The 23,573-nt window shown below is 38.5% G+C and carries 18 protein-coding genes, 9 tRNA genes and 2 rRNA genes (1 of these 29 only partly in view); 2 read left to right on the top strand and 27 right to left on the bottom strand.

Features of this window, described 5'->3' with window-relative positions; genetic code table 11:
• Nucleotides 1-3 precede the first annotated feature (3 nt).
• The 3 genes from CEQ83_RS00945 to mscL form a co-directional block, all read right to left on the bottom strand.
• Complete coding sequence (locus CEQ83_RS00945) at nt 4-546, bottom strand: helix-turn-helix domain-containing protein (RefSeq protein WP_028411896.1); 543 nt, start codon at nt 544-546, stop codon at nt 4-6.
• A gap of 195 nt (nt 547-741) precedes the next feature.
• Nucleotides 742-2,811, bottom strand: coding sequence for an LTA synthase family protein (locus CEQ83_RS00940; RefSeq protein WP_098113860.1), 2,070 nt, complete (start codon nt 2,809-2,811; stop codon nt 742-744).
• 195 nt (nt 2,812-3,006) lie between these two features.
• Nucleotides 3,007-3,402 (bottom strand): large conductance mechanosensitive channel protein MscL, encoded by a 396-nt coding sequence (gene mscL / locus CEQ83_RS00935; protein WP_028411898.1) that lies wholly within the window; start codon nt 3,400-3,402, stop codon nt 3,007-3,009.
• A gap of 281 nt (nt 3,403-3,683) precedes the next feature.
• On the opposite strand from mscL, the gene CEQ83_RS00930 reads away from it, so the two are divergent.
• On the top strand, nt 3,684-4,220 hold the full coding sequence (locus CEQ83_RS00930; RefSeq protein ID WP_098113861.1) for a L,D-transpeptidase: 537 nt from the start codon (nt 3,684-3,686) through the stop codon (nt 4,218-4,220).
• 36 nt (nt 4,221-4,256) lie between these two features.
• On the opposite strand, the gene CEQ83_RS00925 is transcribed toward CEQ83_RS00930, so the two are convergent.
• The 12 genes from CEQ83_RS00925 to sigW all read right to left on the bottom strand — a co-directional run bounded on the left by CEQ83_RS00925 (nt 4,257) and on the right by sigW (nt 20,815).
• Entirely contained in the window at nt 4,257-4,742 is a 486-nt protein-coding gene (locus tag CEQ83_RS00925; RefSeq protein ID WP_028411900.1) for a VOC family protein, read from the bottom strand.
• Between the two features lie 89 nt (nt 4,743-4,831).
• Nucleotides 4,832-5,974, bottom strand: a complete 1,143-nt coding sequence (locus CEQ83_RS00920) for a mannitol-1-phosphate 5-dehydrogenase (protein ID WP_028411901.1) — start codon at nt 5,972-5,974, stop codon at nt 4,832-4,834.
• A 5-nt stretch (nt 5,975-5,979) separates the two neighbouring features.
• The gene (locus tag CEQ83_RS00915; protein ID WP_033580794.1) at nt 5,980-8,070 is read right to left on the bottom strand and encodes a BglG family transcription antiterminator; all 2,091 of its coding nucleotides are present in this window, start codon (nt 8,068-8,070) and stop codon (nt 5,980-5,982) included.
• A gap of 60 nt (nt 8,071-8,130) precedes the next feature.
• Nucleotides 8,131-10,023: a PTS mannitol transporter subunit IICBA gene (locus CEQ83_RS00910; RefSeq protein ID WP_028411903.1), complete on the bottom strand. Its 1,893-nt coding sequence runs from the start codon at nt 10,021-10,023 to the stop codon at nt 8,131-8,133.
• Between the two features lie 160 nt (nt 10,024-10,183).
• Complete coding sequence (locus tag CEQ83_RS00905) at nt 10,184-11,725, bottom strand: SH3 domain-containing protein (protein ID WP_194273198.1); 1,542 nt, start codon at nt 11,723-11,725, stop codon at nt 10,184-10,186.
• 158 nt (nt 11,726-11,883) lie between these two features.
• A complete protein-coding gene (locus tag CEQ83_RS00900) occupies nt 11,884-12,600 on the bottom strand; it encodes a YebC/PmpR family DNA-binding transcriptional regulator (protein ID WP_098113864.1) in 717 nt (238 codons plus the stop codon).
• Nucleotides 12,601-13,461: 861 nt separating this feature from the next.
• Entirely contained in the window at nt 13,462-15,264 is a 1,803-nt protein-coding gene (gene glmS, locus CEQ83_RS00895) for a glutamine--fructose-6-phosphate transaminase (isomerizing) (protein ID WP_014461996.1), read from the bottom strand.
• A 430-nt stretch (nt 15,265-15,694) separates the two neighbouring features.
• Nucleotides 15,695-17,041, bottom strand: a complete 1,347-nt coding sequence (gene glmM, locus CEQ83_RS00890; protein WP_155016967.1) for a phosphoglucosamine mutase — start codon at nt 17,039-17,041, stop codon at nt 15,695-15,697.
• A 28-nt stretch (nt 17,042-17,069) separates the two neighbouring features.
• The gene (locus tag CEQ83_RS00885) at nt 17,070-18,626 is read right to left on the bottom strand and encodes a CdaR family protein (RefSeq protein WP_155016966.1); all 1,557 of its coding nucleotides are present in this window, start codon (nt 18,624-18,626) and stop codon (nt 17,070-17,072) included.
• Nucleotides 18,619-19,440, bottom strand: a complete 822-nt coding sequence (gene cdaA / locus CEQ83_RS00880; RefSeq protein WP_013054971.1) for a diadenylate cyclase CdaA — start codon at nt 19,438-19,440, stop codon at nt 18,619-18,621. The genes CEQ83_RS00885 and cdaA overlap by 8 nt, the downstream gene beginning before the upstream one ends.
• A gap of 191 nt (nt 19,441-19,631) precedes the next feature.
• Nucleotides 19,632-20,237 (bottom strand): anti-sigma factor family protein, encoded by a 606-nt coding sequence (locus CEQ83_RS00875; RefSeq protein WP_013081391.1) that lies wholly within the window; start codon nt 20,235-20,237, stop codon nt 19,632-19,634.
• A 14-nt stretch (nt 20,238-20,251) separates the two neighbouring features.
• Nucleotides 20,252-20,815 (bottom strand): RNA polymerase sigma factor SigW, encoded by a 564-nt coding sequence (gene sigW, locus CEQ83_RS00870; RefSeq protein ID WP_013054969.1) that lies wholly within the window; start codon nt 20,813-20,815, stop codon nt 20,252-20,254.
• A 164-nt stretch (nt 20,816-20,979) separates the two neighbouring features.
• Here sigW and CEQ83_RS00865 point away from each other — a divergent pair, with 164 nt between their 5' ends.
• Nucleotides 20,980-21,141 carry an aspartyl-phosphate phosphatase Spo0E family protein gene (locus CEQ83_RS00865; protein WP_013054968.1) on the top strand — a complete coding sequence of 54 codons (162 nt, stop codon included), beginning with the start codon at nt 20,980-20,982 and terminating at the stop codon, nt 21,139-21,141.
• Nucleotides 21,142-21,223: 82 nt separating this feature from the next.
• Here the strand turns inward: CEQ83_RS00865 and rocF are convergent, their stop codons facing one another.
• The 12 genes from rocF to CEQ83_RS00805 all read right to left on the bottom strand — a co-directional run.
• Nucleotides 21,224-22,123: an arginase gene (gene rocF / locus CEQ83_RS00860; protein WP_028411907.1), complete on the bottom strand. Its 900-nt coding sequence runs from the start codon at nt 22,121-22,123 to the stop codon at nt 21,224-21,226.
• Nucleotides 22,124-22,286: 163 nt separating this feature from the next.
• A tRNA-Ala gene (locus CEQ83_RS00855) sits at nt 22,287-22,362 on the bottom strand.
• A gap of 22 nt (nt 22,363-22,384) precedes the next feature.
• Nucleotides 22,385-22,459, bottom strand: a tRNA-Gly gene (locus tag CEQ83_RS00850).
• A 9-nt stretch (nt 22,460-22,468) separates the two neighbouring features.
• Nucleotides 22,469-22,541 (bottom strand) — tRNA-Lys (locus tag CEQ83_RS00845).
• A 4-nt stretch (nt 22,542-22,545) separates the two neighbouring features.
• Nucleotides 22,546-22,620 (bottom strand) — tRNA-Gln (locus CEQ83_RS00840).
• 7 nt (nt 22,621-22,627) lie between these two features.
• Nucleotides 22,628-22,711 (bottom strand) — tRNA-Tyr (locus CEQ83_RS00835).
• An 8-nt stretch (nt 22,712-22,719) separates the two neighbouring features.
• Nucleotides 22,720-22,795 (bottom strand) — tRNA-Thr (locus tag CEQ83_RS00830).
• Nucleotides 22,796-22,799: 4 nt separating this feature from the next.
• Nucleotides 22,800-22,875 (bottom strand) — tRNA-Val (locus CEQ83_RS00825).
• A gap of 23 nt (nt 22,876-22,898) precedes the next feature.
• A tRNA-Glu gene (locus tag CEQ83_RS00820) sits at nt 22,899-22,973 on the bottom strand.
• Nucleotides 22,974-22,976: 3 nt separating this feature from the next.
• Nucleotides 22,977-23,051: transfer RNA gene (locus tag CEQ83_RS00815), tRNA-Asn, on the bottom strand.
• Between the two features lie 9 nt (nt 23,052-23,060).
• Nucleotides 23,061-23,176: ribosomal RNA gene (gene rrf, locus CEQ83_RS00810) — 5S ribosomal RNA — on the bottom strand.
• A gap of 110 nt (nt 23,177-23,286) precedes the next feature.
• Nucleotides 23,287-23,573 (bottom strand): 23S ribosomal RNA (locus CEQ83_RS00805) (it continues 2,649 nt past the right edge of the window).

The raw sequence follows: 23,573 nt of genomic DNA, 5'->3' as shown, positions 1-23,573 counted from the left end.
GTTCTATAAATAAGACTCTGTCGCCACGATAATTAACTCTGTTATTCCGTCATGAGCATTTAAAATCTGATGTTCTTCAGAAGCTTGAAAATAGATGGTTTCCCCTTGTTTAGCCTCATATATTCTGCCTCCAAGCTTCACCTTCACACACCCGCGCAAAATGTAGCCAAACGTTTCTGAAAGAGAAGGTTCAAATCTCTTAAATGCACCTTTTTCATGAAGAATAAGACGAATTGGCTCCATTTCTTTTTCATTTGATTCATGTACAAGCCACTGAATATGGTAACCTTTTTCATCTTCGCAATAACTCGTGTAGTCTTCCTCTTTATATACAACCTTTTGAACATGCGTATCAATTTCGAAGAATTCTTTCGGTTCGCACCCCAGCACTTCCAAAATACTAAAAAATGTTTCTAAAGACGGCGAACTTAAATCGCGCTCTAGCTGCGAAATATAGCCTTTGCTTAAATCAGTACGTTCTCCTAGCTCTTCTTGTGTTAAGCCTTTTTTTAATCGTAAATTCTTAATTTTCTTTCCTATTTCCATACTCTCGATCCTCAACTGTATTTAAAATTAGCAAACAGCATGAATAATTGTTCATGCTGTTCCAAACTCAAGTTTTGTTTTACTTAACTTAAAGTTTACTTTTAACCTTAAAATATTATACATGAATTATTTTTTAGTACAACCTTAAACACTTAAAAAATAAAAACTCCTTTTATTTAAAAGGAGTTTTTATTTTTATTTATACAACTTATGCGTTTCGTACTGTTTCCCCGATAATGTATCAAACTCAACTTCATGGTAATCTTGAAGGTCTTTTGCAGCTTTATTAGAGAGCGCTGCCGGCTCATCCACTAGCTTTCCTTTTGAGTTTATATACATATTTGAACGAAAAGCCGGCACTTCTGTTTTCATTTGATTCAGCTGATCGTAGAATAGATTACTTTTGTAACCAAGAGATTGAACAAGTGTCGGAGCAATATAAATAGGACTCATCGTACCAAGATTTTTATCTATTTTTGTATCGTAATTAGATAAAAATAAGAGCGGCGTCTCATAAAATTTTTGAGATGTTTGCTGCGTTTTCTCGTTTCCAAAACCCGTTTCTTTGTAAGCTTGAAGGTTTTGTCCAAGTGCTGGCAAATGATCTCCCCAAAATACTACAATGGTCGGCTCATCCAACTTTTGAATTTCATCGTTCAATCGTTTTAAAGCAGCATCTGAACGTTTGATTCCTTCAGCATAAATTTCAATTTCCTTTTGCATTTCTGGTGATAACCCTTTACCGGTTACTTTAATGGTTTCCTGACCATTATACTTATCCGCAGAATAAGGAAGATGATTTGCAATCGTTACAGCATGCACAAATGCAGGCTTTTTCGACTGACGAAGCGTATCGAGTACTTCATCAACTACAGCTTCATCAGAAACAAATTCTTTGTTATCTTTTTGCGTATGCTTCATTTGATCAATAAACTTCACTTGATCAAATCCCAAATTTGGATACACATTTTGTCTCATATAAAGCATGCCGCTGTTTGGATGCATAGCTGTTGTAGCATAGCCTTGTTTTTCTAAATAAGAAACAAAAGACGGATATTCTTTTTTACTCAATACATGCTGATAAGGAAGACCTCCAGGGTTAAAGAAAGACAAAGAGTAGCTCGTCAATGCTTCAAACTCTACATTAGCTGTCTCCCCGCCAAATGAAGGACTTAAAGACCACCCAGAAGGATATTTCTTTTGAAGCTCCCTTGTATTTTTCATTGGATCTTCAGAGAACGTCACGTTAAGCTTTGTTGGGTCCCAAAACGTTTCATTCATTACAAACACAACGTTTGGCTTGACTTCAGTCCTGCTTTCTTGTGTTTTCTCTTCCTTTGACTGAATGCGTTTTGCCACTTTGGCCATTACTTCCTGTGAGTAGTCATCCGGCTCTTGCAGCACATCTGTTTTAACATTTGAAATCATGCCAATAACCGGTCCATTATAGTAATAATTATTTTGCTGATTCCAAGGCATCAGCGCAGCATATTGATCATAATATTTTTGAGCAAACGAGTGTTCAAAGAATAAAAATGATTTCATTAAAAAGATAAGCGGCAGAATCATAATAATTCGAAGAAACCATCGAATTTTAATTTTCGGCAAGAAAAACCAAAGAGCAATCAGTACGACAATAGATCCAATAACTCCTATGACAATAGGAATTGAAATGGAATCTTTAATCATTGGAATAACTTCTTTTAACTGACTCGCCTGAATAAAATCGTTCGGGAACAATGGTTCATTTCGAAAGATTTTTTTATAATAGTTTACAAGAGCTAAAATAAAATACAGAACAAAGGTAATCCCAGCCCCTAAATAAGCTTCCCCTACTAGCATAATGATCGCTAGTGTTAACAGCGAGAGTAAAAAGACCGTAAAAAGATAGCGTTCAGGGTATGCTTGCATCCACTCTATTGTTTTGCCTGGATTATGTATATCAATATGATAGATAACAAAAACCATAGCAGAAACGGCTGCTACCGCAATTGAAAACACAATTGCCGTAAAAATGGCGTACCACTGCGAACCTTGTATTCTCTCTATCTGATTAAATCGAATTAGCAAATAGAAAGTGAGCGCCCATAAAACAAGTGAGCATCCCCCTATTAATACGACGAACCCAGCTGTATGGATTTGGGCCCAGTCAAACAATATCTTTGTGTCATTTGATATATTAAGCATAACAACACTGTATAAAAAAACGCTAAGCAGCCCATACGCCACCAGCATTGGCAAAGAACGATACAAATGTTTAAACATAACCTTAAGCCTCCTATTTACAATATCTTAACACTTTTAATATGATTTTAACATTCCTATCTCTCTCGCTTTCACGCCTAATTTTCCCATGATCATACCACTAACATTTCCCGAGAAATTTCACACGAAAAAAGCCCGCTTTTCTTATGAAAAGACGGGCCTCTTAGCCGTTTTATACGTATGTAAAAATTGCTGCTATGAACGTTCTTTCACTGCTTCTGCTTTTAGCAAATCACGAATTTCTGTTAAAATCTCTTCTTCTTTTGACAGAACAGCCACTTCTTCCTCTACTTTCTCTTCTTCTTTTCTCTTAAAGCGATTAAAGAAACGAATAAATAAGAAAATCGAGAATGCAACAATTAAGAAATCAACAATCGTTTGAATAAAAGATCCATATAATACCGTAGCATCTCCAACCGTGAAGGATAAATCTTTAAAGTCTATCCCTGCTAACAACAAACCAATCAGCGGCATAATAATATCATTTACAAGAGACGTGACAATTTTTCCAAATGCCGCTCCAATAATAACACCGACTGCTAAGTCTAATACGTTTCCTCGCAAAGCAAATTCTTTAAATTCTTTAAGCATCTGTTTGTTCCACCTCCTGCCCTTCATTTCAAACTTTCATGATAATACATCCTAAATTAAACAAACAAGGTGCATTTTCATTTTTCTCTTTTTCATGAGATATGTACCAGACCTTTAGTTGTATTTCTGCCCATATTTTTACTTTATATTCGCGTGTAAATAAAAACGAACTTTCAGTTTTCATTCAGGTAAGGTTCATGTTCAGTCCATTTTTCTTTTATACACTAATAGCATGTAATTCATCAAATATGTAAACGAGCAATAGAGGAGATGGCTAGAACGTGAGAAAAATTCTACTGCGAGCAGCGACTGTGTGTCTCGCAGCTATTATCAGTATTTCATATACAGCAAGCACGGCGGAGGCAAGTGAAAACACAGCAAGTGAAGATTTAATTATTATTAATAAAAAAACAAATCAGCTTGCTTATTTTCATAACGGAAAATTAGAAAAGACGTATTCAGTAGCTACGGGAAAAACATGGAGCGATACGCCGGTAGGCTTTTTCAAGATTGTTAACAAAATTAAAAATCGCCCTTACTATACAGGGCACATTGCAGGAGGCGCTCCTAATAATCCTCTTGGCTCTCGCTGGCTAGGGCTTAATGCAAACGGAACAACCGGCGACACATACGGTATTCATGGGAATAACTCAGAAGCTAGCATTGGTAAATATGTAAGCCACGGCTGCGTACGGATGCACAATGCGGATGTGGAAGAACTATTCGATAAAGTAGCAGTAGGAACATCTGTAACTATTACGTATTCATCAAAAACCTTCGAAGAGCTGGCAAAGGTATATGGCTACGGACAGCTGTGAAAAATAAAAGCTTATCCAAAAAATGTGGATAAGCTTTTATTCTTCTTTATTCCCATACATGAGCTCCGTACTATGTGAATATAGCTCAATAATATTCCCAAACGGATCTTCGCAATAAATTAAGTAATAAGGTTTTCCAGGTCTTGTATTCCATACTTGGCTACGCTTTTTACCGCCTGATTGTTCGATTTTATCCGCTAATTTTTCCACGTCATCGGCTATTAAACACATGTGAAAATAACTTTGATACTGCTCATCGCTGTCTTTTAATACAAGAGGCATTTGCGGCTTATTAAATTCAAACAGTTCAATGCCTACCTGGTTATCAGCTGTCATGTGAGCATTTTTCATTTTTTTAATATGAGACCCTAGTAAATCTTGAGTCATATTTTCAGCTTTTTCTTCCTCCGCATTAAACGTATAAGGACCGGCAATCAGCTTAAAACCTAAAACTTTCCCATACCACTGGACGGCTTCTTCTACATCAGGTACAGCTAATCCAACGTGAGTAATAGCTACCATTTTATCATCCTCCTATACACAAACATTCCCTTTCTACAAAAAGAAAAACAGCCCATTTAAAATGGACTGTTTACACGTATTAGAGTCATTTACGATTTTAAAGCATTATATTGAGCAATGATTTCTTTTGTTAAATTATTACTTGCCTCTAACCCACTGACCTCTTTTAACACATACTCAATACCATACTCATGAATATTCGCTTGAAGCTTCATAGCCTCTTTATCTTCTTGCGGGTCAAATAGAAGCGCAGCAGCGATGGCCTTCGCTAAGTGGGTATAAGAAAGGCCCGCTTTTTTTGCTTCTAGCGCTGGACGAATCAAACGATCCTGAGGTCCAAGTTTGCGAATTGGCGCTCTTCCTACCCGTTTAACTGAATCATTTAAATGAGGATTCTTAAAGCGCTCAATAATTTTTACGATGTAGGCTTCGTGTTCCTCTCTATCTAAGTCATATCTTTTAATTAGATAGTCTCCTGTTTCTCGTAGCGTTTGCTGTACTTGTTGGTAAATATCTGAATCTCTTAACGTTTGATCAATCGTTTCTTTTCCTTTTAAATAACCAAAATATGCAATCACCGCATGTCCTGTATTTACTGTAAATAGCTTTCTTTCAATAAAAGGAGCAAGGTCAGGCACAATCGTCATTCCTTCTACAAAAGGAATATTTTCAGGTGCCTCTACTACCCATTCATAATAGGATTCTACTAAAACATCAAGCGAACCTTGGTTGTGTTGAAGAGGTACGATACGATCTACAGCTGAATTGAAGAAAAAGACCTTATTTACCATATGAGCTTTTGTCTCTTCATCCAGCGCATCAAAAATATAGCCTTTTAATAAATCTGTCGCAGAGATTTGATTTTCACATGCAATAATATATACCTTTTCGTCGCTTGTTTTCACACGCTCAGCCAGACCTTTAGCAATTAAAGGAGCAATGCGAGGCAGAACGTTCGGTCCGATGGCTGTCGTAATGTACGTTGCTTCTTTAATCGCTTTAATGACTGCTTGTTCTTGCGTCAGATTATTTAAACCAGATACGTTTTGAACAGCTAATGTCTCTGGGTGCTCTGCGGCTGTTATTACGTTATACCCTTCATCTGTGTTTAACTGATTAATAATCTTTTCAGCAATATCTACGAATGTAACGTGATAGTTGCTTTGAGAAAATAATGCCCCAATAAATCCTCGCCCAATATTACCTGCTCCAAAATGAACTGCTTGTTTCACAAAAATCATTCCTTTATCAAATTATTTCGAAGGTACTCATGAAACGTATCCTCTAGCCTTTTGCGAATTATCTCTTCGTTCGAAGACGAAAAAACCATCATTGCTTCATGATCTTCAATTAAACTTGTACTAATTAAACTTAAGATTTCTTGCTGTACTTCACTTAACTCCTCAGGTGCTAGCATTAATAGAAGGTTACGCGCCTGCATGTTTGTTCCGTCCATACCTTTAACTGTGCAAGGCTGTTCTAAATGTGAAACTTGAAAAATCAGCTCTTTCACGTGATGTTCACGGCAATGGAACAGTGCCATACTCGTTTGCGGAATACCTAAACCGCCTTTGTTTTCTCGTTCCTTAAGCTGATCAATAACGCAGCTGGCATTGGTTATTAAACGTTCTTTTTCAGCTGCTTTTACTACGTGCGAAATCACTTGATCATGACTCACTGCATCCGAAAATCGATACATTCTAAGGTTTTGAAGAATTGATTCGATACTTCCATGCACATCTTTAATTTGCTTCATCGTTTCCTCAAAAGACGGTTTTTGTGTAGAGACGGTCTTATTTTTATATTGGAACGAACGATAGCCCTTATCTTTGGTTAACTTTTGAATGTTTTTCTGTAAAAAATTCTGAACGGACTGAATATCCTCTTCGGTTAAGAGTGGATTGACTAAAATGTAATCGACATTTAAAAAAGGAAGTCTTACTGTTGAAATCACTACGTCATACCCTTCAAGCGCCGCTTCTTTGATTTCTTTTACCGATTTAATGACAACTGAATTAATCTCCGGAATCTCTTTACGAATACGGCTAGCTAACATTTTCGAAGTGCCGATTCCAGTTGGACAGACAATCAGTGCCTGAATTTCCATGACTTCTTCTTTTAGCACTAGCGTTGAACCGAAATGCAAAACAAGATATGCCACTTCATCATCTGGAAAAACTAAATCCGGCAGCTCTTGATCGATACTGTTTCTCACAGCCATAAATAAAACAGGGTACTTTTTCTTAATCTCTTCCGTTAATGGATTAAAAAGCTCCATTTTTTGCTTAAGACGAAAAATTGCCGGTTCCATATGAGCAAGCAGCCCTTGGTAAAGGGAAAAATCACCGGTCAAGTCGGTGTTAAGCTGAACAGAAACATGAGAAATCATATTCTTAATAATCTGCCCAACCACTACGCTGTCGTAATATACGTCTCTAGTAGTTTGGAACTTAGCTGCACGCAGCCGTACTGCTAAGAAATGAATATCTTTTTCCGTGAAAGAAAGAGAAAATACCCGTTCAATTTCGCGGCAAATATCCTTCATTAAGAACAGTTCACTCGCCAGCTCTTCCGTTTGGCCGCCGTCGTCTTCTAGATACATTTGCTTTTTCGTTCGCTGTATCATAATGCAAATATGAACAATGAGCCCTATATAATCGCTGTCAGCCAGCTTAGAATGATGCTGATTAATCGCTTGATGTACAATTCGGTCTACTTCTGCTAAATAATTCGGATAAAAATAATGCAAAATCGTTTCATCCGTATGCTGGTGATTTTCTACTAGAAACAAACATTCAATTAACTCTTCATTAAAGTGGACAAGAAAATAATTGGCTAATGCGTTCCGTTTATTGGCTTCAGTAGCTTGAACCTCTACTCCGACCCCTCTCTTTCGATGAAGGAAAACGTCAAATGTGGTTAACCACTCTGTTAATTCATCTAGATAAGCAGTTAGTGTAGTAATACTTACTTCTAAGTCTTTAGCCAGCGTTTGTAATTTAAATGAATCTCCTTCTTCTAGAAGAAGAATTAAAAGAATTAATTTTCTTTCCTGTGGAGACTGATCCGTCGTTTTAATCTTCATCAGCTCTTGGATAAGACGAAAAATTTGTTCATTTTTACCTTCAATCATTAGTCCTTCATCTTGTGTACGAATCAGCTTTAAATCAAATTTTTCAAGTATTGATTCAATTGCCTTCAAATCTCGGTGAACGGTTCTTACACTTACATTCAAAAAAGTAGCAAGTGTAAGTGCTGTATGCTTTCCTGCCGTTTTAATAATTAACTCAATGATTGATTTTTCTCTTGAAGTAATAAACAAGAACATCAACTCTTTTCTTATTTATAAACAAAGGATAAAAAGGCATCTTCATGCCTTTCTATCCCGTTAGTTACTTTGAATAATAGCCATTAATTCTTTAGCTGATTTGGCATGAACCATCTTTTCAATATTGTTCATATCAGAACATGTAATCGCGATACCAGATAAAATTTCTAAATGGGTGCCGTCTTTTCCGGCAATTCCGAAAATCAAACGAACTTTCTCACCATCAAAATCAACGCCTTCTGGAACTTGAATTACTGTAAAACCTGATCTTAAAACGTTCTTTTTCGCTTCTTCCGTACCGTGCGGAATCGCTACGTCATTTCCCATATAAGTAGAAGTCATATTGTCTCGCTCAATCATCGCTTCAACATAGTTTTCTTCTACATATCCGCCTTTTACTAACACACTTCCTGCAAATCGAATTGCTTCTTCCTTAGAAGAAAAGTGCTGATTCAAGAAAACGTTTTCTTCTTTTAATAAACCATCATTACTATCTGTATAGTTTTCTGCAGATACGTTCTTTTCTTCTTCCGCCTTAGAAGTAGTATGATCATTTTTTAGTTGATCAATTAGTTTGTCATATTCCGGGCTAGATAGAAAGTTATCCACCGAGATATGATACGCATCTGGAACTTTGTTTTGAGCTCTTGGCGTTAGCTCTTCCTGTGTAATAACGATTTGAGCATCACTTGGAATATTACTGATAGCTGTATTTGTTACCGAAATATTTAAATCTGCTTGTTTAACTTTCTTGCGAAGAAGAGAGGCGCCCATTGCACTCGATCCCATACCTGCGTCACAGGCAAAAACAATTTTTTGAACGCTTGCTGGTACGTCGCCTTGCTGTTTTGTAAAGCTTCCTGCTACAGAGCTCTTCTTGCCCTTCATCTCTTGCATTTTGCGAGCTGCTTCGTCCAAATCTTCTGTTTGCTTGCCCGTTTTTAAAATTAACGAACCTACAATAAACGATACGACGGCTGCAACAAGAACACCTGAGATATTTGCAACATAGCTGCCTGCATTACCTGGTGTAGCAGCTAAAATAGCCAAAATACTTCCTGGTGAAGCAACGGCTTGTAAGCCTCCTCCTAAAAGAACAAATGTAAATACTCCGCTCATTCCTCCTAAAATAGCCGCAATGATTAGAAGAGGACGCATTAAAACGTAAGGGAAGTAAATTTCGTGAATTCCGCCAATAAAATGAATGATGGCCGCTCCCGGTGCTGACTGTTTTGCTGTTCCTTTTCCAAAGAAGCAATACGCTAACAGAATTCCTAATCCCGGACCAGGATTTGTTTCTAATAACAATAGAATGGACTGTCCGTTTGTTCGAATTTGTTCTGCTCCAATCGGAGATAAAATGCCGTGATTAATGGCATTGTTTAAGAATAAAATTTTAGCTGGTTCAATTAAAATACTTGTAAGAGGAAGAAGGCCATGTGCAACCATCCAATCTACACCCACTACAAGTGCACCTGTAAATCCGTCCACAGCTGGGCTAACTCCTAAAAAGGCTAGAATCGCTAGAATTCCTCCAAGAATACCTGCTGAGAAATTATTAATTAACATCTCAAATCCTGTTTTGACTTTACCTTCAATAAACTGGTCAAACTTCTTGATGATATAACCGCCCAGCGGCCCCATAATCATAGCGCCTAGAAACATCGGAATATCAGATCCAACAATGACGCCCATGGTCGCGATAGCACCTACAACGCCTCCGCGCTGATCGTGTACAAGCTTTCCTCCTGTGTAGCCGATTAGCAGCGGAAGCAAATATTTGACCATTGGATCCACTAGTTTGGCAAGGCTTTCATTTGGAAAAAAGCCTGTTGGAATAAATAAAGCAGTAATAAGTCCCCATGCAATAAATGCTCCGATATTTGGCATAACCATTGAACTTAGAAAGTTCCCAAATTTTTGTACAGCTACTTTTATATTAGATTGAGCCATTTGCTCTCTTCCTTTCTCTACGTGATGATACTTTAATCGTAAGAGATTAAACGCTTTCATTCAATGAATAGGAAAACTAACTTTGTCGTACCACAGACGGACAAAGCTTTTAATTACATAAAAAAGCAGCTAAATTACACGAATTCAGCTGCTTTCTAACTTAATATTTATCTAATTCACTTACAGGAGATTGAATAATAACTGGATTTTTCTCTGGATTTAACCATTTTAAAATAGAGACAACTTGTTCTTTAGAAGTGGCCGTACATCCTGCTGTATAATTTGTTCCTACATGAAAGAAGATTGCACTTCCCTTTCCTGGGGTTCTAGATTCATTATAATTAATGACAAACCCATAATCATAAGCCGGGATATCCATGTTCTCAGCGCTCGTCCAGCGGCCATTCGCTGGCTTTTGCTGCCACGTATTATACAGAGAGCTTTTTGAATCGTCTACCCACACATCATTTGATGTAATCTTTCGATATGGAAGCTTAGTTCCAGGATTTGCATAGCGTCCGAATGCTGTGCCAATTGTATATTTCCCTGTCGGAGACTCCATATCTCCTTCTTTTTTCGCTAAAGCGAATCCTTTTTGTCCAAGTACACCGTTCGCAGTTAAAACTTGCTTCCATTTTCCATCAACTTTTTCAAATGTTTGAATTTTAGCAGACTTCGTATCGTAGTTATCTGCTGTAACCAAGATGACTTGCTGAGCGTTGCCTAACGTTTTAAAAGAATCGACTACGAGCTTTGGAGACGCTGTAGCTGAAGCCTGTACATAGTCACTGCTTACATAGCCTGTGCGGCCGTTATAGTTAATTTTGTACCAGCTTCCGCTTTTGCTCACCACAGACAGCTTCTGGCCTTTTGTCACACTTCCTATAGAGGCATAGTTGGTGCCTGCTCCGCTTCTTACGTTCAGCGTGCTCGCCGTTACTGTGTACGTTGTGCTTTCTGCTGGTGGCGTTGTTGGGGCCGTTGTTGTTCCCGATGCTTGTACATAATCGCTGCTTACGTAGCCCGTGCGGCCGTTGTAGTTGATTTTGTACCAGCTTCCGCTTTTGCTCATCACAGACAGCTTCTGGCCTTTTGTCACACTTCCTATGGATGCATAATTGGTGCCCGCTCCGCTTCTTACATTCAGCGTGCTTGCCGTTACTGTATACGTTGTGCTTTCTGCTGGTGGCGTTGCTGTTCCTGATGACTGTACATAATCGCTGCTTACATAGCCTGTGCGGCCGTTATAGTTAATTTTGTACCAGCTTCCGCTTTTACTCATCACAGACAGCTTCTGGCCTTTTGTCACACTTCCTATGGATGCATAATTGGTGCCCGCTCCGCTTCTTACATTCAGCGTGCTTGCCGTTACTGTATACGTTGTGCTTTCTGCTGGTGGCGTTGCTGTTCCTGATGACTGTACATAATCGCTGCTTACATAGCCTGTGCGGCCGTTATAGTTAATTTTGTACCAGCTTCCGCTTTTACTCACCACAGATAGTGTTTGATCTTTTACTACGCTGCCGATAATCCCGTAATTCGTTCCCGCTCCGCTTCTCACATTTAGCTTGCTTGCCGTTACTTTATATGTAACTGTTGCTGCATATGCCTTTTCTTGATTTCCCCCAATTGAGCCAAAGCCAGGCGTTACAGCCGTTGCAAGCGTAGCTGTTAACGCCATCCCCACCATTAATTTTTTCAACTGCTTTCCCTCCATTTATTCCTTATAAAATTCTACTATTTTCTATTCTTAATTCATTATCTTACCATATTCCAAACGAAGGGAAAGGGTCAATAGATGCTTTTCACACGGCCTATAAAAAAAGACAGACCTCTTTGATAGGTCTGCCTCTTTCACTATTATCCTAAATCAACGTTGTGATATACTTGCTGCACATCTTCTAAGTCCTCTAATGCATCAATCATTTTTTCAAACTGAGCTTGTGCATCTTCAGGAAGAGTTACATCATTTTGAGCAAGCATCGTTTGCTCAGCTACTGTAAATTCCGTAATACCAGCATCGTTGAACGCTTTTTGTACCGCATGGAATTGATCCGGATCAGCATAAACAATTACAGAATCTTCTTCTTCTAAAATGTCACGCACGTCTACTTCTGCTTCCATTAACAGTTCTAGCGTCTCTTCTTCATCCTTACCTTCTACACCAATAACAGCTGTTGGATCAAACATATACGCTACTGATCCGCTTACTCCCATATTACCGCCGTTTTTACCAAAGGCAGCACGCACGTCTGAAGCTGTTCTGTTTACGTTATTCGTAAGAGCATCTACGATAACCATTGAGCCATTTGGTCCAAAACCTTCGTAACGAAGATTATCGTAATTTTCTTCTGAACCGCCCTTTGCTTTTTCAATGGCACGGTCAATAATTGCTTTTGGCACATTGTATGTTTTCGCGCGTTCTAATACAACTTTTAACGCTTGGTTTGATTCTGGATCTGGCTCACCTTGTTTTGCAGCCACATAAATCTCACGGCCAAACTTGGCATATATACGACTTGTATTAGCATCTTTTGACGCTTTCTTTTCTTTAATATTGTTCCACTTACGGCCCATATTGTTTCACTCTCTTTCAAAATTGAATCTAATAAAATAAATAGGCAATGATATATCCGTTTTTATTATACATCAATTCCCTCTTATCTTTCGAGTTTAATACCTAAAAAAGACAAGCAATCTTTTGGTATATTTCGTTAACTAAATAAATGAGAAAACCATTTGATAACAGGCTGAATGATTTTTGTATATACTTTTTTCAGCGGTTTGTATATACATCTCACCCAAATCCACCGTAAAGGATAGTAGATCATATGAATTATGATCCACTTAACTCCTTTCCAAAAACAGAAGAATATACGCTGACAAAATGAAACCACGGGAATAACAATTTCATTGTAAAATGGCAGCACAACATATTTCCATAGAAGATAACAAGGGTAACAAACCATGTATAAAACAGGGTATAAAACATACTTCCATATAAATCTAGTTATAGGCAAAAAACATCGTTTCCACACGAAGAGAATAAAAGGATAGATGAGGACACTCCATAGCCGAGAAATAGGATAAACGAATAAAAAACGTATAATGTATCTCCAAATGAAATCAATGACAGGTTGAATAATTCTTGTTCCTATCCATATGAGGGGCTTAGCGATAAAATATATCCATATCTTACACAAAATTTGAAATACAAAATAAAAGGGAAAATACAAGACAAAAAAGATGCCTCGCAACACGTACTTTATACTTTGAGCTACTCCACTAATACTTTTCACTTCCTTTTTTATAAATGAGTTTCGTTCATTTACCTACTCTATTATATAAAATAAATGAAGCAAGCAAATATATTTTTTAGCTCAATGAGAATTATATACAAAAACACCCTTCTATAATAGAAGGGTGTCTAGAACCTTATTATTCTACAGTAACTGATTTTGCTAAGTTACGTGGTTTATCTACATCGCAATCGCGGTGCAATGCAGCGTAGTAAGAGATTAATTGTAAAGGAATAACCGCTGCTAGTGGTGAAAGTGTTTCGTGAACTTTCGGAATCACGTAGCGATCTTCTTCTGTTTCTAATCCTTTCATTGAAATGATACAAGGATTAGCTCCACGTGCTACTACTTCTTTTACGTTACCACGGATGCTTAAGTTTACATGTTCTTGTGTTGCTAATGCAATAATTGGCGTATTGTTTTCAATTAAAGCGATTGTTCCGTGCTTAAGCTCTCCTCCAGCAAATCCTTCTGCTTGAATGTAAGAGATTTCTTTTAGTTTTAACGCGCCTTCTAAACCTACATAATAATCAACAGAACGTCCAATAAAGAATGCGTTGCGAGTTGTTGCTAAGAATTGAAGAGCAATGCTTTCCATTTCTTCTTTGTCGTCGCAAAGTACTTCCATTGTGTTTGCTACGATTGCTAACTCTTGAACTAAATCAAATTCTAATTCAATGCCGCGTGTTTTTGCTGTTACAGCCGCTAGAATTGATAGGACTGCTAATTGAGCTGTATAAGCTTTTGTTGATGCTACAGCAATTTCCGGACCTGCATGAAGTAATAACGTATAATCAGATTCACGAGATAATGTTGATCCCGGAACGTTTGTGATTGTTAACGCTTTGTAACCTAGTTCTTTAATTTGAACTAATACTGCACGGCTGTCAGCTGTTTCTCCACTTTGAGAAATAAAGATAAACAGTGGCTTTTCAGATAAAAGCGGCATGTTGTAAGAGAATTCACTTGCTACGTGCACTTCTACCGGAACCTTCGCCCACGTTTCAATGAATTGTTTACCTACTAGGCCTGCATGATAGCTTGTTCCACATGCTACGATATAGATGCGGTCTGCTTCATCCATTGCTCCTAAAATGTCTGCATCAATGTGCAGTTCATTGTTTTCATTTTGATACTCTTGAATGATTTTACGAACAACTAAAGGCTGCTCATCAATTTCTTTTAACATATAGTGAGGGTACGTACCTTTTTCAATATCACTTGCATCAAGCTCTGCTGTGTAAGGTGCTCTTTCTACCACTTCACCATCAAGCGTTTTAATTGTTACGCCTTCTTTTGTAACAATTACTGTTTCTTTATCCATTAATTCTACGTACTGATCTGTTACTTGAAGCATTGCCATAGCATCGCTTGCTACAACGTTAAATCCTTCGCCAACACCTACAAGAAGCGGGCTTTTGTTTTTAGCTACGTAGATTGTATTTTTATCTTCGTTATCAACAAGAGCTAGTGCATAAGAACCGTGAAGCAAGCTTACTGTCTTGCGGAACGCTTCTTCTACATCTAAGCCTTCTGCTGCGATTTTTTCAATTAACTGAACGATTACTTCTGTATCCGTTTCGCTTTTGAACGTTACATCTTGTAAATATTCACGTTTCAAAATAGCATAGTTTTCAATTACACCATTATGCACAAGCGTGAAGCGTCCAGATGTACTTTGATGCGGGTGAGCATTTTCTTGGCTTGGTACACCATGAGTTGCCCAACGCGTATGACCGATACCTGCTGGTGCTACAACACTGTTATCTACTGCCTGACGCAATTCTGCAATACGGCCTTTTTCTTTGAATACGTGTACGCCTTCATTGTTAACAACTGCAATACCTGCTGAGTCATAGCCACGATATTCTAACTTTTCAAGACCACGTAATAAAATTTCTTTCGAATCTTCTGTTCCAATATATCCTACAATTCCGCACATAGATAAAATCCTCCTTCATGTATGAAAAGAGAGTCTCTTTTCATCATCAATGATTATCATCTCAATGCTTTTGTCCAATAAGTCACCTCATTGTTTTTCACATCAAGTTTTCGGCCGTGATAATCAACAACCGGGAGGCATCCGCCGATACTTCGATAAACCTCCTCCTCGTCAACTAAGTCGTTTCCGTCCCTTTACTTAGTTCAGGCGCTTTGTATTCACTTTTAAAATAGATTGTTCACTCCTTTACATAAATTAAGAGACGAACAGATTTAATATTACAATAAGAAGTGAGAAAACGTCAATTATCTTCTTTACTATCTGTAAAAACAGCCTTTAGCATCAGATAATTTCCAAGAATTTTTCTCAACAATATAAAAATATGCATAAGCAGCTTGAAACGTCACCGCTTATGCATATAATTAATGAATTACTCTAAGCCCATTTCTTCTTTTACTACTTCTACGATACGCGTTACATAAGTTTCACATTCTTCTTGTGTTTGTGCTTCAACCATAACACGTACTAACGGCTCTGTTCCTGAAGGGCGTACAAGTACTCGGCCATTACCGTTCATTTCTTTTTCCACTTCTTCAATAACCACTTTTACCTTCTCGTTATCTGTAACATGATGCTTATCCGTTACTTTTACATTTACAAGAAGCTGAGGATACTTCTTCATTTCAGCTGCTAATTCTGATAAAGGCTTTTTCGTTGCTTGCATAATGTTTACAAGCTGAATAGCTGAAAGCATACCGTCACCTGTTGTGTTGTAATCTAAGAAAATAATATGACCTGACTGTTCTCCACCTAGGTTATATTGATTAGCTTTCATTTCTTCTACTACATAACGGTCGCCTACACCAGTTTGTGCACTTTCAATTCCGCTAGCTTCTAGTGCTTTATAGAAGCCTAAGTTACTCATAACAGTAGAAACAAGCGTATTTTTCTTTAAACGTCCTTGTTCATATAAGTACTTTGCACAAATGAACATGATTTGATCACCGTCTACAATCTCGCCTTTTTCATCGATTGCGATTAAACGATCTCCGTCTCCATCAAATGCTAACCCAACATCCGCTCCTTTTTCTTTTAAGAAGGCACTTAATGCTTCCGGATGTGTAGATCCTACACCGTCATTGATGTTTAATCCGCTTGGTGATGCCCCCATTGTAGAGATATCCGCATCTAAATCTGCAAATAAATGTGCTGCTAACGACGACGTTGCTCCGTGCGCACAGTCTAATGCAACATGAATACCTGAGAAGTCTTCATCAACCGTTTGTTTTAAGTATTGAAGATATTTTTGTCCACCTTCGAAGTAGTCATTTACCTGACCTAAATCTCCCCCAACAGGTCTTGGTAATTGATCTGTTTCACTATCCATTAACGCTTCAATTTCATTCTCTTGTGCATCTGACAGTTTAAATCCATCTGGACCAAAGAATTTAATTCCGTTATCTTGAACTGGGTTATGTGAAGCAGAGATCATGACTCCTGCTTGTGCGCCAAGTGCTTTTGTTAAATACGCTACCCCTGGAGTTGAAATAACGCCTAATCGCATAACTTCTGCACCAATTGAAAGCAAGCCTGCAACAAGCGCTCCTTCTAACATATGACCAGAAACGCGTGTATCGCGTCCGATTAATACCTTTGGTCGCTCTGCATCTTTTGTTAGAACGTAACCACCTAAGCGTCCAATTTTAAAAGCAAGCTCAGGAGTTAATTCACTATTGGCAACTCCTCGTACTCCGTCTGTTCCAAAATACTTACCCATTAATTTTCTCTCCTTCATGTCAAAACATTTAGTTTCCTGATGTATTATCTGTCTGTCCATCTACGGGTGTAGAATTTTCATCACTTTGATTACTACTATCGTCACCAGTTTCTGTATTATCTGTTGGTGTATCTGTATTGTCTTCAGGTGTATCAGTCTCTTCGCTTGGTTTATCAGTTGAATCACCTGAATTTCCCGTCCCAGGATTTGTTCCTGATCCTGATCCAGTTCCCGTGTCTGGCTTTGTTTCTTTATCGCTCGTGCTTCCACTTGTTTCTTTATCCGTTTGCTCATCATTTGTCCCTGATTGTTTTTTCGCTGTTACACGAACTTTTGCCTGTTTAGTCGATAGTGTTGATGTAACAGAGTCAGGACTATTTATTATAATAGGAACCGTGTGCTCCCCAGCAGATAAATTCCCTACATTCGCTGACAAGCTAATGCCGCTTTTCGTTAACTTATCTAAATCAGATTTTGGTCCTTTTACATCCGCATCTACTGAAGTAGGAGAAAGCAGTTCATACGTGTACTTTGAGGATTGACCAGTTAAAGAAACCGGCAAATTCTTAAATGACTTAGTCTCAGCTGCACTTGCGTCCGTTTCTTCTGCGTCTTTCTCATCACCTTGTTTGTCTACTTCCACATGAACGGTAATTTGTTTAGGACTTACACTATCTATTCCGTCTGGAACAGGGACATTCACCTTAACATCTTTAGATTTCGTAATACCGGTAACATCGACTGGAATATTATCAATTTTATCGATTTTTTCTAAAGAATCAGATGGACCGATAATTTTCACGGTATCTGTTTTAGGCTCTAGCTTCGTAATGTTGACACCGTCGCCTGGCGTGCCTTCTTGAATCACATCGATCGGCACTTTTTTACTAATATTTTTCACCGGGATTGTTACATTGACCGTTTCTGGTTGAACTGTTACATTCAATTTATTTAAATTCTTGTCTAATGCGACAACAGTTGCTTGTTTCGTCACTGTTTTTGAAGCATTATCTAAATCAATAATAGCTTTTACATAAGCAACTTGGTCTAATTGACTTGATGCGCCCGTTACCGTGACGGCTCTTGGGCTAACGGTTGCTTCCCCTGCTTCATACCCATTTTTGACCTTATTTTTATCATAGCTTGCCTCTACTGAAAACTGTTTTGAATCGCGTTCTTCAATTGTTACATTTACAATATCAGGCTTAACCACTACGTTTAAATTATCAGAGATATTTCGATACTGAACCTTGACTCTATGCTGCCCTAAGCTTAAATTATCAAGGTCAATATAAGCTTGATAATCTTTTTGTAGCTTTGTTTGAGCCAAAATATTTTTAGGACCTTCCAGTGTCATAATGACCGTATCCGGAACACCTCTTACAATTCTGTTCTTCTCATTGTAGGATACTTGAACCGGAACATCTGTTAATGTTTCTACTCCAGTGTTGGCAGAACTGCTTCGGTTCAGAATTTTATTTGATGAACTGGCACCATCATCTAAATTAACAGATAAATATAACATGAAGGCTAACAGCAACGCGATAATTTTCATAACCCACGATCGATTCATCAATTTATCCATTCTTCTTCAACCTCCATTGCCAACGAGTGGAAGAAGTTGCTTTAGAAGTTGTGACTAATTCTTTTTCTAGCATTTCTCTTAATGTATCAATGGTCAATTCACGATACAATTCACCGTTTTTGGTAACGGAAATGCCTCCAGTTTCTTCAGATACAATGACAGTCACACTATCTGTTACTTCACTTATTCCTACAGCAGCACGATGGCGAGTACCTAATTCTTTTGAAATAAAAGGACTTTCAGATAAAGGTAAGTAACATGCTGCAGCGGCTACTTGATCCCGCTGTAAAATAACCGCTCCATCATGAAGTGGTGTATTCGGTATAAATAAGTTGATTAATAATTCAGAAGAAATATTAGAGTTGAGCGGTATACCTGTTTCAATATAATCACCCATACCCGTCTCTCTTTCAATTGAGATCAATGCACCTATGCGTCTTTTAGCCATATAATGCGTTGCTTTTATAATCGCCTCAATCGTAACGGTACGTTCATCTTCTTCAGGCAAATTACTGCGTGAAAACAAACGTCCTCTCCCAAGCTGTTCAAGCGCTCGGCGCAGCTCTGGCTGGAAGATAATAATAATAGCTAAAAATCCATACGTTAACGCTTGGTCCATTAACCATTGCAACGTATTTAGTCCAAGGAAGTTACTTATAAAGCGGACAACTAAAATTACCGTGATTCCTTTTAAAAGCTGTACTGCTTTTGTACCTCTTATGACCATAATTAATTTATATATGACGAACCATACCAGGAGAACATCAACAATTTTTCCTAAATATGAGAGGATTGGCAGGTCTCCAATAGGCATCTTCTCACTTCCTCTATATATGTAATAAAGATAACATAACCGTTTTATTATACCATAAAACAAAATTACACTGTAAATTACATCTTATTTTTAAATCCTTGTTCCTATATAATGTAGCCTTCTTTTTATATAAATAAAACCGTCCACTGTTCCTCTCTAACAAGATAAGCGGACGGTTTTATGTTTAACTATTAAAAGTCAACAGCTTGCTTGGCATGAGTTTTGACGTTATACCATACCCAGTCAAAAATCTTGTCTAACTCTTCAATATTGCCTGTCACTTCTCCTGCAGAAGCTAGATACTTATCACCATGTATAACAGTAACGTTTCCATCTACTTTTCCTTCAATTTTAATATCGCCATTTCTCACAGTAATATCACCTTTGACGGTCTCACCTTTTGGTACAACGACTGTTTTATCGTGAATGACCAGGTTCGGCTGCTTTGAAACAGAAAAGTCTTCATCCGTTTCCCAAGCTGAAAACACCGTGCCGGACATTAACAGCACAAATACAGCAGCTGCACTAAGAATCGGATGGTTTGTAAACCATCTATTCATTCGAATTCGATTCTTCTCACGTGGTAACCCGGCCATAACACCTGCTGTAAAGTTCATAGGTAATTCTATATGAGAAGTGCTTTGCACAAATGCAATCGTTCTTTTTAACTGATGCATATGCTGCTGACAACCTTTGCATTGGTGCAAATGCTCTTTTAATAACAGTTCATTTTCTTTTGTAATATCTCCATCTAAATGCTCATGAATGAGGTTTACATACATTTTTGGACATTTCATTCTTAGTTCACTCCTTACAAGTGGCGAAGTCGATTTCTTAAAGCTTCACGTCCTCTGTGAATTCTAGTCTTTACCGTACCAAGAGGCAGGTCTAAAATATCGCTGATTTCTTTTAACGACAGCTCATCTATATATTTTAGGACAATGACAGTTCGATATTTCTCAGGTAGCTTTAATATTTCCGACTGAATGAATTCTTGCAATTCTACTTGCTCTAGCTCTTCCTCTGGTAAGGCCTGATCGGCAGCTATTTGAGAGTACATATTTAACCCGTCGGTCCCGGCTACTTCTGCATCTAAATAATAGTCTGGCTTTTTTTTACGAATTCGATCAATACAAAGATTTGTAGCAATTCGATATAGCCAGGTGGAAAACTTTTTACTCGTGTCATAGCTATGAATATTTACATAGGCTCGAATAAACGCTTCTTGTGCAGCGTCTTGCGCTTCTTCCCGGTTTCCTAGCATTCGATAACATAGATGAAAAAGTTTATCCTTGTGATATTCTACTATGTCAGCAAACGCATCCTGGTCACCTTTTTTTACTTTTTTTATTTTTCTTTTTAATAATAAATCCATGTAACGGTTACCTCCGCCCATTGCGGGATAGTATATATACGTGTACTTTATCATAAAGTTTCACTTATGCTTAATTATTTTAACAAAAATTTGTCAAATACGTTTAAAAAGATCGTACGTAGGTTATGTAATTAGTATAGATGAAAAGAAGAGGAGTGGAAAGCTTGACTCATACAAAAGAAAACCTTTTGAATCAAATTGAAGAATGTAGAAATAACATGGTCACTCTTGCAGCAGAAAATCCTTTATCATCACTAACAGTGGTGAGAGTAAGCTCAGAGCTAGATGGTCTATTAAATGAATATGAAAAGTTTTTCTCTATATAAAGAAGCTCTAGAATCTGAACTAAGAGCTTCTTTTTTTTATCTTCACATTTGTTTCATGTACCTTTTGGTAGGCAATAATGTTTTATACTAATTTTTCTCCTAAAAGTGAGCCCATTAATGCAACAGCTACGGTAGCTGTTTTATTCCGCTCATCTAAAATAGGATTCACTTCCACAAACTCGGCAGAAGTGATTAGCTGAGATTCTGCCAACATCTCCATAGCTAAATGACTTTCTCTGTAGCTTATTCCACCGATAACTGGCGTTCCTACTCCAGGTGCATCATGTGGATCCAGTCCATCTAAATCGAGTGATAGATGAACGCCATCTGTTTTATCACGCAAATATAAAATTGTTTCTTCCATTACTTTTGTCATACCCATTCGATCTATCTCATGCATCGTATACACTTTAATTCCTTTTTCCTTTATTAGCTCTTTTTCTCCTTCATCTAAAGAACGGGCTCCGATAATCACAATATTCTCGGGCTTGACTTTAGGGGCATAGCCACCAATTCGAGTCAATGCTTCGTCTCCTATACCTATACTTGCCGCCAATGGCATACCGTGAATATTGCCGGAAGGAGACGTATCTGCTGTATTTAAATCTCCGTGTGCATCATACCAAATTACGCCCAAATTTTTATAATGACGACTTACTCCTGCTAGTGTTCCGATAGCGATGCTGTGATCTCCCCCTAGCACTAAAGGAAACCTTTTATTTGTAATAACATCACTTACGGTCTGAGCAAGTCTTTCGCTAGCATCCGCTACAGCTTTTAAATTCTTTAAGTTTGTATTTTCATCACTATGTACTCGTTCAGCTAAGGCAATTTCAATATTCCCTTTATCTTCTACACTATATCCAATATTCTCGATGCGTTCCATAACACCTGCATATCGTATCGCACTTGGCCCCATATCGACCCCTCGGCGAGTTTGACCTAAATCCATTGGTACTCCAATAATTGAAAGCTTATTCATAATATGTCCCCCCATCACAAATGTTGCTACTCTCTTATTGTAACGGCTAAATGAGCGATGGCTCAACTCGACACTTTTTTGAATATATATACAATTCTAATTTGTAGAAACTACACAAAAAAACCTTTAAGCAAATTGCTTAAAGGTTTTACGTTTATATGTATGGTGGAGCCTAGCGGGATCGAACCGCTGACCTCCTGCGTGCAAGGCAGGCGCTCTCCCAGCTGAGCTAAGGCCCCAATATGTTTTTTTATATAGAAATGGAGCGGAAGACGAGGTTCGAACTCGCGACCCCCACCTTGGCAAGGTGGTGTTCTACCACTGAACTACTTCCGCTTATTAAAATGAGCCATGAAGGACTCGAACCTTCGACCCTCTGATTAAAAGTCAGATGCTCTACCAACTGAGCTAATGGCTCTCTATGGCTGGGCTAGCTGGATTCGAACCAACGCATGACGGAATCAAAATCCGTTGCCTTACCGCTTGGCGATAGCCCAATAAAAATGGTGGAGGGGGGCAGATTCGAACTGCCGAACCCGAAGGAGCGGATTTACAGTCCGCCGCGTTTAGCCACTTCGCTACCCCTCCGATATAAATGGTGCCGGCAAGAGGACTTGAACCCCCAACCTACTGATTACAAGTCAGTTGCTCTACCAGTTGAGCTACACCGGCACGGTGGTGGAGGATGACGGGATCGAACCGCCGACCCCCTGCTTGTAAGGCAGGTGCTCTCCCAGCTGAGCTAATCCTCCACTATTATGTAGATAAAAATAAATGGTGACCCGTACGGGATTCGAACCCGTGTTACCGCCGTGAAAGGGCGGTGTCTTAACCGCTTGACCAACGGGCCAGTTGGCTCCACAGGTAGGACTCGAACCTACGACCGATCGGTTAACAGCCGATAGCTCTACCACTGAGCTACTGTGGAATAATAATAGCCTGGCAACGTCCTACTCTCACAGGGACAAAGTCCCAACTACCATCGGCGCTAAAGAGCTTAACTTCCGTGTTCGGTATGGGAACGGGTGTGACCTCTTCGCTATCGCCACCAGACAAATTATATTATACATGATTTAAAAAAGAAAGCAAGACTTTTTTTGAAAAAGTTTTGTTCTTTCAAAACTAGATAACAGGTTGCTGAGTAAAGCTTACGCTTTTAAAATTTGGTTAAGTCCTCGATCGATTAGTATCAGTCAGCTACACATGTCGCCACGCTTCCACCTCTGACCTATCAACCTGATCATCTTTCAGGGATCTTACTAGCTTGCGCTATGGGAAATCTCATCTTGAGGGGGGCTTCATGCTTAGATGCTTTCAGCACTTATCCCGTCCACACATAGCTACCCAGCGATGCCTTTGGCAAGACAACTGGTACACCAGCGGTGTGTCCATCCCGGTCCTCTCGTACTAAGGACAGCTCCTCTCAAATTTCCTACGCCCACGACGGATA

This window comes from Priestia megaterium, assembly GCF_009497655.1.
Taxonomy (GTDB): domain Bacteria; phylum Bacillota; class Bacilli; order Bacillales; family Bacillaceae_H; genus Priestia; species Priestia zanthoxyli.
This window is presented reverse-complemented; position numbering and strand designations above follow the sequence as displayed.

Coding starts and splice junctions, on each gene's coding strand:
- glmM (WP_155016967.1), bottom strand. CDS start 17,041: ATGGGTAAGTATTTTGGAACAGACGGAGTACGAGGAGTTGCCAATAGT.
- CEQ83_RS00945 (WP_028411896.1), bottom strand. CDS start 546: ATGGAAATAGGAAAGAAAATTAAGAATTTACGATTAAAAAAAGGCTTA.
- CEQ83_RS00885 (WP_155016966.1), bottom strand. CDS start 18,626: ATGGATAAATTGATGAATCGATCGTGGGTTATGAAAATTATCGCGTTG.
- CEQ83_RS00915 (WP_033580794.1), bottom strand. CDS start 8,070: ATGTTCTTGTTTATTACTTCAAGAGAAAAATCAATCATTGAGTTAATT.
- glmS (WP_014461996.1), bottom strand. CDS start 15,264: ATGTGCGGAATTGTAGGATATATTGGAACAGAAGATTCGAAAGAAATT.
- CEQ83_RS00900 (WP_098113864.1), bottom strand. CDS start 12,600: ATGGGCCGTAAGTGGAACAATATTAAAGAAAAGAAAGCGTCAAAAGAT.
- CEQ83_RS00910 (WP_028411903.1), bottom strand. CDS start 10,023: ATGGCTCAATCTAATATAAAAGTAGCTGTACAAAAATTTGGGAACTTT.
- CEQ83_RS00940 (WP_098113860.1), bottom strand. CDS start 2,811: ATGTTTAAACATTTGTATCGTTCTTTGCCAATGCTGGTGGCGTATGGG.
- CEQ83_RS00875 (WP_013081391.1), bottom strand. CDS start 20,237: ATGAAATGTCCAAAAATGTATGTAAACCTCATTCATGAGCATTTAGAT.
- rocF (WP_028411907.1), bottom strand. CDS start 22,123: ATGAATAAGCTTTCAATTATTGGAGTACCAATGGATTTAGGTCAAACT.
- CEQ83_RS00925 (WP_028411900.1), bottom strand. CDS start 4,742: ATGGTAGCTATTACTCACGTTGGATTAGCTGTACCTGATGTAGAAGAA.
- mscL (WP_028411898.1), bottom strand. CDS start 3,402: ATGCTTAAAGAATTTAAAGAATTTGCTTTGCGAGGAAACGTATTAGAC.
- sigW (WP_013054969.1), bottom strand. CDS start 20,815: ATGGATTTATTATTAAAAAGAAAAATAAAAAAAGTAAAAAAAGGTGAC.
- cdaA (WP_013054971.1), bottom strand. CDS start 19,440: ATGCCTATTGGAGACCTGCCAATCCTCTCATATTTAGGAAAAATTGTT.